Consider the following 13299-nt stretch of genomic DNA (forward strand, 5'->3'; position numbering starts at 1 on the left):
TAGGGGGATAATAGTATGAAGAAGAGAGTATTAAGTATTTTATTTATAACCTTTTTGTTGTTAGCGCAGTTTTCTATTTTTACATTAGCAGCTGATCCAATAAAAATTGGTGGTACATCAAGTATGGTTGGGATATTAGGATCAATCGGGGAAATGGTTTTACGGGGAGCTCAACTTGCTGTTGATATGGCAAATGAAGATGGTGGAATCCACGGTCAAGAAATTGAATATACCAATATTGATGGTCAAAGTAATCAAACTGTTATTTCTAATGCTTCTATAAGATTGATAGAAGAAGAAAATGTTATTGCAGGAATCGGCCCAGTTGATATAAATTATTTATCAGCAGCAGCACCAATCTTTGAGAATAATAAAACTGTTTTAATGGATCCAACAGCTACAACACCTAGTATAGCAGAAATGGGCGACTATATTTTTATGACCCCCTTTGGTGATGATGCACAGGCACGAGCACTGGCAAAATATGTTGCCGAAGAACTTGGATTTGATAATATTGCAATTATTAAAGATGTAAATGCTGATTACAGTATTACTTTAGCAGAACATTTTGTGGAAGCGTTTAAAGAGTTTACAGGTAAAGAAAACCCTATAGCTGTAGAAGAAAATTATCAAACTGGTGATCAAGATTATACAGCTCAGATGACAAGAATTAGACAGTATAATGATATTGATGCACTATTTATTATTCCACCTTTACCACAAGATGCACCTGTAATTGCAAACCAAGCAAGACGTTTTGGAATTAATGTTCCAATTATTTATCCAGATGCAGGAGATTTTGATGAAGTAATAGAAATTGGAGGCGATTCTGTAGAAGGCGCTTATATCTCATCTCACTTTGCTATAGAAGAAGCTATGACTGATATTGCAAATGATTTTGTAACAGAATTCGAAGCAAAACATGGCTACACACCAGGTGGATTTGAAGGCCTTGGCTTTGATTCTGCTCAAATTATTTTAGAAGCAATTAAAAAAATAGATAAAGATGAATGGATGTCAATGGACTTAGCTGAGCAAAGAATGGCTGTTCAGAAATCATTAATTAATAATGAATTTAATAATTTAATTGTACCTATAAAATATGAGCCTAACCTTCCACCTACTAAACCAGTCGTCATAAAGCAAATTAAAAACGGAGAAAGAGTATATGTAAAGACAATGTGGCCGGAAGATTTTGAAAAATAAAAATTATTATTGGGAGGTGAACAGTTCGCTGTTCACCTCATCTATTAGCTTATCAGAAAGGAGCTGCAATGAGTAAACAGTTATTAAAACTTGATAAATTAACAAAAAAATTCGGCGGTTTAACTGCCGTAGAAAATTTTTCTATGACTTTAGAAGAAGGAGAACTATTAGGATTGATTGGTCCAAACGGTGCTGGTAAAACTACTACGTTTAATCTGATAAGCGGAAACTTGGCTGTAACTTCAGGTAATATTGTTTATAAAGATGATGATATTACTGATTTAAGGCCAGATCAGATTGCAGATATAGGCATTGCTAGAACTTTTCAGAATATAAGACTGATGACTGGAATGACTGTTTTAGAAAACATGCAATTAGCTTTTCATATTTGGAATGATTATAATATTTTAGATACAATTTTCAGAACAAATAGATTTTTAGGTAAAGAAGATCAGTATTTAAAAGAAATTGATGAGACTCTAAAACATTTTAATATCTCACAGTATAAAGATGAAAAGGTTGATGATCTTCCTCCAGGAATTCAGCGTAAAGCTGATATTGCCAGAGCGATTCTGCTTAAACCTAATTTAATATTATTAGATGAACCGACTGCAGGCATGAACCCTTCCGAAACAGATGAACTTGTTAATATAATTAAGTGGATTAATAAAGATTTAAATATCTCAACAATTTTAGTTGAACATGATATGAGGGTAATAATGAATATTTGTCCCAGAATTATTGTCATGGAACAGGGAGATATTATTGCAGAAGGAAATCCAGAACATGTTCAATCGAATCAAAAAGTTATTGAGGCTTATTTAGGTAAAAGCTATCAAATATAATTGCCGAGTATTGAGAAGGGAGCAGACTAATGGTTAAAGATTCTACCAATAATCAAAATTTATTAACATTAAAAAATATAGAATCAGGGTATGGTCATGTTAAGGTTCTACATAATGTTTCACTTAAAGTAAAAAAAGGACAGATTGTAACAATAGTTGGGGCAAATGGAGTAGGTAAATCAACAACTATTAAAACAATTTTGGGTTTAATTAAAGCAAATGCTGGGGAAATAAAATTCAAAGGTGAAACTATAAATGGCCTTGAAACATATGAAATTGTTGCAAGCGGGATTGGATATTCACCTGAAGGAAGAGAAGTTTTTGGTAATTTAAATGTTTATGAAAATCTTCGTATTGGTGCATATACAGTTGATAAAAAAGATTTTAGTGAAAGGTTGGAAGAAGTCTATAAGCTTTTTCCCAGACTCAAAGAACGTAAAAATCAGGAAGCAAGTTCTTTGTCAGGGGGAGAACAGCAAATGCTGGCTATTGCAAGAGCTTTAATGCAGGATCCAGATCTACTTATTCTCGATGAACCTTCTTTAGGGCTTGCACCAATAATAGCAGAAGAAATTTTTAATAGACTTGCAGAAATTAATCAAATGGGAACAACTATCTTATTAATTGAACAAAATGTAAGTCTGGCACTGCAGCTTTCAGATCATGCTTACGTTATGGAAAAAGGTAAGTTTGTATTAGATGAAAAAGCTTCGGTATTAGCAGAAAATGACTATGTTCAAAAAACATATATGGGAATTGCGTAGTTAGAAGGGAGTATTTTAATGGACTTAACATATATTTTACAACAAATTTTAAATGCTTTAAGCTTGGGGAGTATGCTGGCACTATTAGCTGTTGGTTATACTATGATTTATGGTGTTTTAGGGCTAATAAATTTTGCTCATGGAGAAGTTTTTATGATTGGTGCCTTTGCTGCTATGTATGCAATTACAGGTTTAGGATTCTCTCTTCCTATTGCACTTATAATAGCTATTATTGCCTCAGTACTTGTAGGAGTTATCTTAGAAAGATTTTGTTATCGTCCAGTACAGGGTTCTGGAGATATAACTTTATTTATTACTTCACTTGCTGCTTCAATAGGAATTAGAAGTTTATTTATTATGTTTTTTGGCAGCCGTTCACTTCAATTTCCAATGCCTGAATATTTACAAGGAATCCGTTTTTGGGGAGATATTTTAATTACAGATTTAAATTTAATAATTTTTATATTTACAGTTTTAATAACTTTAGCTTTAAGCTTATTTATTAGAAATACTAAGTTGGGAATTGCAATGAGAGGAGTTTCTTACAATAAAGAAACTGCTGAAGCAATGGGAATTAATAGTAACTCAATAATTGTTGCAACATTTGTTATTGGTTCTGCACTTGCTGCAGTAGCTGGAGTTGCTTGGGGCTTACAATATGGAAATGTTAGGCCAGCAATGGGATATCATCCTGGTATAAGTGGTTTTATTGCTGCAGTGCTTGGTGGAATAGGGAATATCACAGGTGCAGCAATAAGTGGCTTTTTATTAGGAGTAGGACAGGTATTGTTTGTAGCATTTTTACCTTCTGTATATTCGGGGCTGCGACCACTTTTTGTATGGATAGTACTATTTATTATTCTTTTCTATAAACCAACTGGTCTTTTTAGATCTAATATTAAATGGGAGTAGATATATATGAAATCATACGAAGATTACAGTGATCAATTTTGGGCAAACCGCAAAAAAGCTACAATAATTATTTTAGTTCTTTTTTTTATATTACTTTTTTTATTATCAAATATATTAAGCGGCTATTATTACAGAATACTACTTTTGTTTGGTATCAATGTTATTTTAACTCTAAGTTTAAATATAACTAATGGCTATGCTAATATTTTTTCTTTAGGTCATGGTGGACTAATGCTTGCTGGAGGTTACACAACTGCTCTTTTAACTTTACCAGTAGAGTTTAAAGCAAACACTTTACAACTTCCACTCTGGTTAGAACAAGCACAATTCCCTTTTGTTTTATCTATTATATTTGCTGGTATAATAGCGATGCTTGTAGGTTTAACTATTCTTCTGCCAGCATTTAGATTAAAAGGTCACTATTTTATTCTGGCATCACTTGGAATTAATATTATTATGATTAATATTGCAGAAAATATTCGACCAATTACAAATGGTGCAACCGGTTTAAGAGGAGCACCCCCTTATACAAATATTTGGTGGATTTTTGGAATAGCTGTTTTTCTTGTTTACCTTATTTGGACTCTACTTACTTCTAGATTTGGAAGAGCAATTAAAGCGATTGGTAAAGATGAAGGATTAGCAGAAGCAATGGGAGTAAATAGTGCTAAATATAAAGCTTATGCTTTTATGATAAGCAGTTTTTTTACTGGAATTGGAGGCGCTCTCTGGACTCATCTTATTCTTACAATAAGTCCTTCTTCCTTTGACCTTCTTGTTGTTTTTCAAATTATTATGATGCTTGTTATTGGTGGAGTTTCTAGTATAAGTGGTTCAATACTTGGAGCAGCTATTATTACAACCATTCTCGAACTTCTACAGCCTTTACAGGAAGGCATGAATATTATGGGACTGGAAATACCAAGAATGTTTGGTTTAACTCAGGTACTACTTGCATTATTTTTAATAATAGTTATGATTTACAAACCTAAAGGTATAATGGGAGAAAAAGAAATTAAACTTTTATCAGTTGAATAAAAATAAGTGTTATTATGAATCCTTCTTGTGGTGTTTTTATTTTCCTAATAAAAATATTTTAACCATTTAAGATGGATTCTTTTTTTAATTTGATGTATCATTATCTTAAGATAGGAGGAATAGAAATGAAAAAACCATTTTGCTTTATCTTGTTTTTTATATTAGTTTTAGCTTTGACGATGACTGTCAGCGCCCAAAATATTTCGGAAATTAAAATTGCCGAATTAAATAGAAGCAGTGAAGAATTAATATTAAAACAACTGCCTTTTAAGAAGGGAGATCTTTATCAGCAGCAATATTTAGATCTAAGCAGAAAGCGGCTCTTAAATAGTGATCTGTTAAATCCACTAACTCTTAAAATTAGCAGTATTAAAACTGAAGATAATAACTATCAAATTTTAATTGATGGCAGAGATAGTGGAATATTTATGATTCACCCCTGGGAATTTGCAATTAGAAAAACAACCGGATTATTAGGAGAAAGTTTTGAACAAAAAATAAGAAATCCTCATGGTAATGGCCTTAGTTATTTAATCGGCTTCGATTGGAGTGATAATTCTTATCAAGAATATGGTCTGGAATATGTTGCAGAAAAAGCTAATATTTATAGCTTTAATTATAGAAATTTTGACAGTAAATTAGATTTCAACCAAAAAGAATTTAAAGCTGATGGAAATTTTTATCAGTTTAATTTAGAGACTATTCCTTCCTCAAAAATAAAAAATAATTATAATTTTAAATTTCAGGAAAATGATTATACAATTAATAACATAACTCAAAAACAAGAATATCTAATTCCAGCTTATACCCTAAACTATAATAATAATTTTGAATTTGAAATTGAACTAAGCAGAGCTTTTTCTTTAAATGATAATTTTGATGATTTTAATAGTCTTAAACTAAAACTCAATAAGTCATATAATTTAAGTAAAAATTCTCGAATTATTGCAGATTTTAAAGGTGGCTTTGCTTCTGAAGAAACACCTTTTAACTATCAATTTAGAGCTGGTTCATTTAGTAAAAATGATGGTGGAATCCCAATTAGAGGTCAGGATTATGAATTTGCAGGTAATAAATATGTAAAAACTACCTTAGAATATCAAAGAAAACTTTGGCGAAGAGATTTATGGGGAGTTATTTTCATTGATAGTGCTAAAATTGCAGCAGTTGATAAGGAATTAGGAGAGCTTGACTGGGAAAATGATGGAGGTTTAGGATTAATCTATTATTCATTTTTGGGCCCAATTAGAGCCGATATTGCTTTTGATAATGCAAATAGTTCACCCCAATTTAATATAGGCTTTGGCAGCTCATTTTAGACTCTTATAACTGTATTTATAGGGAACTGGATTGTAATTTTATATATTTGCAAGATTATTTAAATTAAAATAAAAAAAGAGGTGATTTAATAATGTCTGGTTCAATATTGGGAGATATATTTAAAATATCAACCTGGGGAGAATCACATGGAAAAGCACTGGGAGTAGTAATAGATGGTTGTCCAGCAGGACTTAAAATTTCAGAAGCAGATATTCAAAAGGACTTAGATCGTAGAAAACCGGGCCAGTCTCCCTTTGCAACTCCAAGAAAAGAAGGAGATGAAGTTGAGATTTTGTCTGGAATATTTGAAGGAAAAACAACAGGAACCCCGATTTCAATGATTATATTTAATAAAAATCAAAAATCTAAAGACTATTCCGCGCTAAAGGATGTCTATCGGCCAGCTCAATCTGATTACAGTTATGACTTAAAATATGGTTTTAGAGATCATCGTGGAAGTGGACGCGCTTCAGGCAGAGAAACTGCTGCCAGAGTTGCTGCAGGTGCTATCGCTAAAAAAATATTAGCTGCTCTAGAACTCAAAATTACAGCCTATACTTCTTCAATCGGACCAATTGAGATTGATCCTAAAAATTATGACGAAGATTATATTATGCAAAACTTCTTATACATGCCTGATCCAGAAGCTTTAAAAAAAGCAGAGAGTTACTTAAGAAAGTTAATTAAAAAAAATAATTCATCTGGTGGAACAATAGAATGTGTTGTTAAAAATGTTCCAGAAGGATTAGGTGATCCGGTATTTGATAAATGTGATGCTTTGTTAGCAAGAGCGGTTATGTCAATTGGAGCAGTAAAAGGAGTAGAAATCGGTAGTGGTTTTGAAGCTGCAGAAATGACTGGTTATGAACACAATGATTTTTATAGATATAACGAAAATGAAATAAATAAAACAACTAATAATGCAGGAGGTACTCTGGGTGGCATTACTGATGGTAGTGATATTTTTCTAAAAGCTGCTGTTAAACCAACCCCTTCAATAGAAAAAACTCAGCAGGCAGTTAGTAAATCCGGAGAAAATATTGATTTAAGTATTCAGGGAAGACATGATCCAGTTATAGTTCCGAGAGCTGTTGTTGTAGTAGAGGCGATGGTTGCTTTAACTTTAGTTGATCTCCTATTAAAAAATATGACAGCTAGAATGGAATATCTTGAAAAAATCTATTAACTAAGGTTAAAAACAAGGAGGTTATTATGAAAAATTTAAAAATTATATTTATTACATTACTTCTTCTTACTTTAAGCTTTTCAATATTTGCTCAGGATAAAGAAGGGATTATTTCTATTTATGAAGGAAGTGAAATTATATATGATGACCAGTTTGGTTATGATGAGCTTCCAGTAATAATTAATACGGATGAACTAAAGCTAATAGAAGGAAATATTAGAAGACAGTGGTGTCAGGCTCCTGAAGGACGATCTGCTTTAGAAGTAATAAAAAATTATGAAAACACAATTAAAAATATGGGAGGAGAAGTCTTATTTCTGACAAGAGATCCACAATCAATTGTAATTGATGAAGTTTATTTTGAAGATTATTTCCAAAGAGTTAGAACAAAACATGGATTAGCAAATGGAACTCAGATTTCCCAGAGTTATTTTCCAGGTGAAGTAAGTGAATATCTTGTTGGGAAAGTAAAAACTTCAGACACAGATATTTATAACATTATTGCAGTTGGAAAAGGCCAAAAAGCATTAGATTTAGGTAACACTATTTTTTATGAATTAATCACCCTGGAAGCAGAAGCTATGGAGATGGATATGATAACTATAGATTCGTTGGAACAGGAAATAGAAGCATCAGGGCGAGTAGCAATTTATAATATTTATTTTGACACTGGAGAAGCAAACATTAAAGAAGAGTCAGCACAAGCATTAGCAACTACTGCAGATTTCTTGAAAGAAAATACAGATAAAAGATATCTTGTAGTTGGACATACAGATAATACCGGTAGTTATATGATAAATATGAATTTATCTAATTTAAGAGCTGAAGCAGTAGTCGATAAGCTAATAGCTGAGTATGATATTAATCAAGAACAATTAATTCCTGTTGGAGTGGGTCCTGCCTCACCTTTATTTAGTAATTCTACTGAAGAAGGAAGAAGTAAAAATAGAAGGGTTGAAATTGTCGAGATGTAGTTAAAAAACATTTTCAAATTTTAATAGTTTTATTTTATCTGATTATCCAAACTCTGATGCTTGTTGATCAGGTTTTTTTCTTTCGATTGTTAGATTTCTAACAGAACTATGATCAAAGTGAGAGTAGAATTAAAACAAGAGGTGATGATTATAAAACGTTTAACTATAATTTTATTAATTGCTGTCTTAATAGCAGTCACAACCGCAAATGTTTTTGGAGCTGATGAGGAAAAAATTAAACTTTTATCTGAAAATATTGTTTCAGGTGGACCACCACCGGACGGTATTCCACCTATTGAAAACCCTAACTATATATCTATAGAAGAGGCAGATCAGTTTTTAGAAGCTGAAGATGCAGTATTTTTGGCAGAATTAGAAGAAGAAATATATGTATTTCCACAGAGTATAATGGTCTGGCATGAAATTGTTAATGAAGAAATTGACGGAGAAAAATTAAGCATAACCTACTGTCCGTTAACCGGTTCAGCTATCGGGTATTATGGCGATCTTTCAATAGGAAGTTCAGATTTTGGTACATCAGGAAAACTAGTTAATAGTAATTTGATTATGTACGATCGACAGACTGAAAGCTACTGGTCACAGATTTTAGGTCAGGCAATAAGCGGACCCTTAGCTGGAGAAAAATTAGATAGATTTCAGCTCACCTGGACTAGTTGGAGTAATATTAAAGCTAAATATGAAAGAGCAAATATTCTTTCTAACAAAACAGGTTTTAATAGAGATTATACAAGTGATCCCTATGGATCCTATCGCAATAATCAATCAGGAAATTATTATCGTGATGAAAATTTATATTTCGACGTTTTATCTGAAAATGACAGCCTTAATAGAAAAGATATTGTTACTGCAGGCGAATATAAAGGTCAGCACTTTGCTGTAGAAAAAGAGTTTGTAGTTAGAGAAAAAGAAATCAGCTTTAATATAGATGAAGAGCAACTAACCGCTATTTATGAGCCTGAATTAGATACAGTTAGGATTAGAAAAGATGATGAGGAGCTGATCGTTTTTGATGTAATGTGGTTTGGCTGGCATGCTTTTTATCCAGATTTTAGTGAAAATTTAATCAAAAGTCCTGAATAATAAGGAAGTGAATGTGGTGGTTAAGAGAAATATTTTCATAATGAATCTTAATTATTTTTCAATATTAAATAGAAAGATAGATAAAAGATGATATTGAAAAGGAATCGCGAATAGATTATAGAAGTAATTAATTTGAGGTGATTATTTTTGAAACTTGACTATGATTTTTATCAAAATGATGCAGTTACAGCAGCTAAAGATCTTTTAGGTAAAATTATTGTTAGAGAAATTAATGGGCAAAAAATAATGACTAAAATCGTTGATACAGAAGCATATATGGGTGCAGAAGATAAAGCTTCTCATGCTTATAATAATAAGAAAACTAAAAGAACTAAAACGATGTTTGGAAAAGGTGGATTGGCTTATATTTATTTAATCTACGGTATGTACCACTGCTTTAATGTAGTAACTGCAGTCAAAGATGATCCACATGCTGTATTAATTAGAGCCGTTGAACCAGTTGCTGGTTTAGAGCTGATAAAGAAAAATAGAGGTATTAAAAGCAGCAATATAGAAGATTTAACTAATGGCCCTGGTAAATTGTCACAGGCATTAAAGATTGACAAAAGTTTAGATGGTTGTGACCTGGTTAAAAGCAATAAATTATATCTATTAGATCAAGAAAATTATGATTTTAAAATAGAAGCAGCTCCTAGAGTAAATATAGATTATGCAGAAGAATATAAAGATAAGCTGTGGAGATTTTATATTAGAGGAAACAAATTCATATCTAAAAATTGAGCTTTTATTAGTTATAAATAATAAAATAATGCAGGATTATTCTACTTTTTGTTTAATATTATTAATAATATGACTAAGGAGGGATTCTTTTTATGAAAATTATTAATTTCTTTGAGTTAGATGAAAAGGCTAATATAGTAAAGGAAAAGAAATTTGAAAGTGATTCTGATAAACAAATTGAAGTACCTTCTGACGATTTTTTCAAAGAAACAGAGATCACTGATATTTTAGGACAATGGCTGGTTATTGATGAACTTTTAGAAGTTGATAACATTTATGTAGATCATTTTGCAAATAAAGAAACAGAAATTACCTGGATTAAATTACCTGAAAAATATGTTAAAGAAAATTATATGGCCAATTATGAGGCTGAAGATGAGTGTCCTTTAGGGGTCGATGCTCTAATTAAAGAAGATGGCTATCCTATTGGTGTTGTAACAGGATGTGATTCTATAAAGCAGGCTAAAGTAGATAATAATTTAGATGGCCATAAATATAAGGGTGAATTAGGAATTAAACTTAATAATGATAATTTTTTAGTTTATAAGCAGGGTGATGAGGAATTTAAATTAGTTAAAACACATAAAAACTGGGATCGAGGCAGAAGAACTATTTAAACAGAATTATAAAAATTAATAAATATACTTGATCTTAAAGGGCTGTTTTAACAGCCCTTTAAATATTATTGATACTTATTAAACATATTATTTATTATTGAAAATCACTTAAGTTATTACTGAAAGTAATAATTACAAAAAAACAGGAGGATTTATTTTAATGGCAGAATTTAAAGATTTTATGAAATTAGATATTAGAGTGGGAAAAATTATTAAAGTTGAAAACTTTGAAAAAGCTAATGATCCAGCCTATAAACTCTGGCTTGATTTTGGTGAGGATATTGGCAAAAAGAAATCAAGTGCCCAAATTACTGATCTATATGAACCCAAAGATTTAATCAATAAACAGGTACTTGCAATAATAAACTTTCCTCAAAAGCAGATAGCAGATTTCATGTCAGAAGTTTTAGTTTTAGGTGTTTATGGAAAAGAAGGCGTAGTTTTAATTGAGCCAGAGCAGGAAGTAGATCTTGGCTCAAGACTCGGATAAATAAATGAGGTGTAGAGATGAGTTTATCAATTATTGCAGCAATGGATAAAAATCAATTAATTGGCAATCAGGGAGATATCCCCTGGAAACTGCCTGCTGATTTACAGCATTTTAAGCAGATTACTATGGGTTCACCAATTATTATGGGCAGAAAAACTTTTGAATCTCTTGCTCGGCCTTTACCTGGAAGAACCAATATTATTATGACCAAAAATAAAAATTATTCTGCTGATGGGTGTTTAATCGTTCATTCAGCGGCAGAAATATTCAGAAAGTTTTTGAACAAAGAAGAAGAGGCTTTTATTATTGGAGGAGAAGAAATTTATAAAACATTTTTACCTTATAGTAATAAATTATATTTAACAATGATTGATAATGAGTTTTCTGGTGATACTTATTTCCCAGAAATCAATTGGCAAAATTGGATTAAGCTGTCTGAAGAAAAAGGTACTACTGACAGCAATAATCCATATTCATATTCTTATCATGTGTATCAGCGAAAACAAAATTTTCAGGAGTGATCTAAAATGAAAAAATATCTAGAAATGTGTCAGCATATTTTAGACAACGGAGTGGACCGCGAGGATCGAACAGGTACAGGTACCAGAAGTATCTTTGGTTATCAGTTGAGATTTGATCTAGAGAAGGGTTTTCCTTTAATGACTACTAAAAAAATTTACTGGAAAGCTGTTGTTCACGAACTGCTCTGGTTTTTAAAGGGAGACACCAATATCAAATATTTAAATGATAATAATGTGCATATTTGGGATGAGTGGGCTGATGAAAATGGAGATTTAGGTAATGTTTACGGCCACCAATGGCGCAGCTGGGAAGGCAGAGATGGGACAATAGATCAAATTTCTAAGGTGATTGACCAGATAAGAGAAAATCCATATTCCAGAAGGTTAATTGTAAATGCCTGGAATGTTGGTGATTTAGATAAGATGGCCCTACCTCCCTGTCACCTCTTATTTCAGTTTTATGTAGCAGAAGGAAAGCTATCCTGTCAATTATATCAGCGATCTTGTGATACCTTCTTGGGAGTTCCCTTCAACATTGCCAGTTACAGTTTATTAACCCATATGATTGCTCAAGTAGTTGGACTTGAAGTTGGGGAATTTGTCTGGACAGGTGGAGATGTGCATATTTATCAAAATCACTTTGATCAAGTCAAAGAACAGCTGAGTAGAAAACCAAGATCTTTACCACAGTTAAAAATTAATACAGACACAGAGAACATTTTTGAAATTGACTTTGAAGATATAGAATTGATAGGTTATGATCCTCATCCTACTATTAAAGGAGAAATTTCAGTGTAGTACATTATAATCGAGATGAAATATTAATTACAACCATTAATTAATTCCCGAATTCGTAAAAATTAAAAAAAGGGGTAAAAACATGAGTAAAATTATTAAACAAATAAAACTGGGGAAATCTAATGCATATCTCATAGAAACTGAAAAAGGATTTATTTTAATTGATGCAGGGATGCCGGATAAAGTCGGGAAAATCAAAAAAATTCTAGTTGAAAAGAATGCTGACTTAAAAGATATTACTCTTATAATAATAACTCATGTTCATTATGATCATGTAGGAAGTTTATCTGCTCTGAAAGAAAAAACAGGTGCTAAAATACTGGTTCATGAAACTGAAAAAGAATTTTTAGAAAAAGGAAAAACTGATTTTCCTGCAGGAACAGTTCTTATCTCTAAATTAATTTCTAAACTGAGCAATCTGATCTCTGAAGGGAAGTTTGAAGCAGTAAGCCCAGATATTACAATAAAAGATAATTATGATTTGAAACAGCATGGGATTGAAGGTGAAATTATTCATACTCCAGGCCATACTAATGGTTCTATATGTGTGATAATAAATGAAGAAGATATCATCTGTGGTGATACATTATTTAACTTTATGCCTCATTCAGTATATCCTCCATTTGCAAATGATAAAAAGCAGCTAATCAAAAGTTGGAAGAAAATAAAACAATATAACTGCAAAAGATTTCATCCCGGTCACGGAAGTGTTTTTGGAAAAGATAAATTTATTAAAACATTAAATAAAAAATCATAAAAATTATTTGAAATAATGGAGGTTATCTT

The 13299-nt window shown here is 31.6% G+C and carries 15 protein-coding genes; all 15 read left to right on the forward strand.

The genetic code is table 11. From position 1 onward, the window contains the following. Nucleotides 1-15: 15 nt before the first annotated feature. Nucleotides 16-1206 carry an ABC transporter substrate-binding protein gene (locus HSACCH_RS05390; protein WP_005488460.1) on the forward strand — a complete coding sequence of 397 codons (1191 nt, stop codon included), beginning with the start codon at nucleotides 16-18 and terminating at the stop codon, nucleotides 1204-1206. Nucleotides 1207-1274: 68 nt separating this feature from the next. Next, entirely contained in the window at nucleotides 1275-2051 is a 777-nt protein-coding gene (locus tag HSACCH_RS05395; protein WP_005488462.1) for an ABC transporter ATP-binding protein, read from the forward strand. 29 nt (nucleotides 2052-2080) lie between these two features. Next, nucleotides 2081-2815 carry an ABC transporter ATP-binding protein gene (locus HSACCH_RS05400; protein ID WP_005488463.1) on the forward strand — a complete coding sequence of 245 codons (735 nt, stop codon included), beginning with the start codon at nucleotides 2081-2083 and terminating at the stop codon, nucleotides 2813-2815. Between the two features lie 18 nt (nucleotides 2816-2833). Further along, on the forward strand, nucleotides 2834-3727 hold the full coding sequence (locus HSACCH_RS05405; RefSeq protein WP_005488465.1) for a branched-chain amino acid ABC transporter permease: 894 nt from the start codon (nucleotides 2834-2836) through the stop codon (nucleotides 3725-3727). 6 nt (nucleotides 3728-3733) lie between these two features. Further along, nucleotides 3734-4765, forward strand: a complete 1032-nt coding sequence (locus HSACCH_RS05410; RefSeq protein ID WP_005488467.1) for a branched-chain amino acid ABC transporter permease — start codon at nucleotides 3734-3736, stop codon at nucleotides 4763-4765. A 125-nt stretch (nucleotides 4766-4890) separates the two neighbouring features. After that, entirely contained in the window at nucleotides 4891-6084 is a 1194-nt protein-coding gene (locus HSACCH_RS05415; protein WP_005488468.1) for a BamA/TamA family outer membrane protein, read from the forward strand. 92 nt (nucleotides 6085-6176) lie between these two features. Further along, complete coding sequence (gene aroC, locus HSACCH_RS05420; protein ID WP_005488469.1) at nucleotides 6177-7271, forward strand: chorismate synthase; 1095 nt, start codon at nucleotides 6177-6179, stop codon at nucleotides 7269-7271. Between the two features lie 26 nt (nucleotides 7272-7297). Then, entirely contained in the window at nucleotides 7298-8245 is a 948-nt protein-coding gene (locus HSACCH_RS05425) for an OmpA family protein (protein WP_005488471.1), read from the forward strand. Nucleotides 8246-8353: 108 nt separating this feature from the next. Further along, on the forward strand, nucleotides 8354-9346 hold the full coding sequence (locus HSACCH_RS13575; protein ID WP_084815746.1) for a DUF3179 domain-containing protein: 993 nt from the start codon (nucleotides 8354-8356) through the stop codon (nucleotides 9344-9346). A gap of 147 nt (nucleotides 9347-9493) precedes the next feature. Next, entirely contained in the window at nucleotides 9494-10087 is a 594-nt protein-coding gene (locus HSACCH_RS05435; protein ID WP_005488473.1) for a DNA-3-methyladenine glycosylase, read from the forward strand. A gap of 92 nt (nucleotides 10088-10179) precedes the next feature. Further along, nucleotides 10180-10704: a hypothetical protein gene (locus HSACCH_RS05440; protein WP_005488474.1), complete on the forward strand. Its 525-nt coding sequence runs from the start codon at nucleotides 10180-10182 to the stop codon at nucleotides 10702-10704. Between the two features lie 160 nt (nucleotides 10705-10864). Next, nucleotides 10865-11194: a tRNA-binding protein gene (locus HSACCH_RS05445; RefSeq protein ID WP_005488475.1), complete on the forward strand. Its 330-nt coding sequence runs from the start codon at nucleotides 10865-10867 to the stop codon at nucleotides 11192-11194. A gap of 17 nt (nucleotides 11195-11211) precedes the next feature. Next, nucleotides 11212-11715, forward strand: coding sequence for a dihydrofolate reductase (locus tag HSACCH_RS05450; protein ID WP_005488479.1), 504 nt, complete (start codon nucleotides 11212-11214; stop codon nucleotides 11713-11715). 6 nt (nucleotides 11716-11721) lie between these two features. Next, nucleotides 11722-12513 carry a thymidylate synthase gene (locus tag HSACCH_RS05455; protein ID WP_005488480.1) on the forward strand — a complete coding sequence of 264 codons (792 nt, stop codon included), beginning with the start codon at nucleotides 11722-11724 and terminating at the stop codon, nucleotides 12511-12513. 82 nt (nucleotides 12514-12595) lie between these two features. Further along, complete coding sequence (locus HSACCH_RS05460) at nucleotides 12596-13270, forward strand: MBL fold metallo-hydrolase (protein ID WP_005488482.1); 675 nt, start codon at nucleotides 12596-12598, stop codon at nucleotides 13268-13270. The last annotated feature ends 29 nt before the right edge of the window (nucleotides 13271-13299 follow it).

This window comes from Halanaerobium saccharolyticum subsp. saccharolyticum DSM 6643 (assembly GCF_000350165.1).
Taxonomy (GTDB): Bacteria; Bacillota; Halanaerobiia; order Halanaerobiales; family Halanaerobiaceae; genus Halanaerobium; species Halanaerobium saccharolyticum.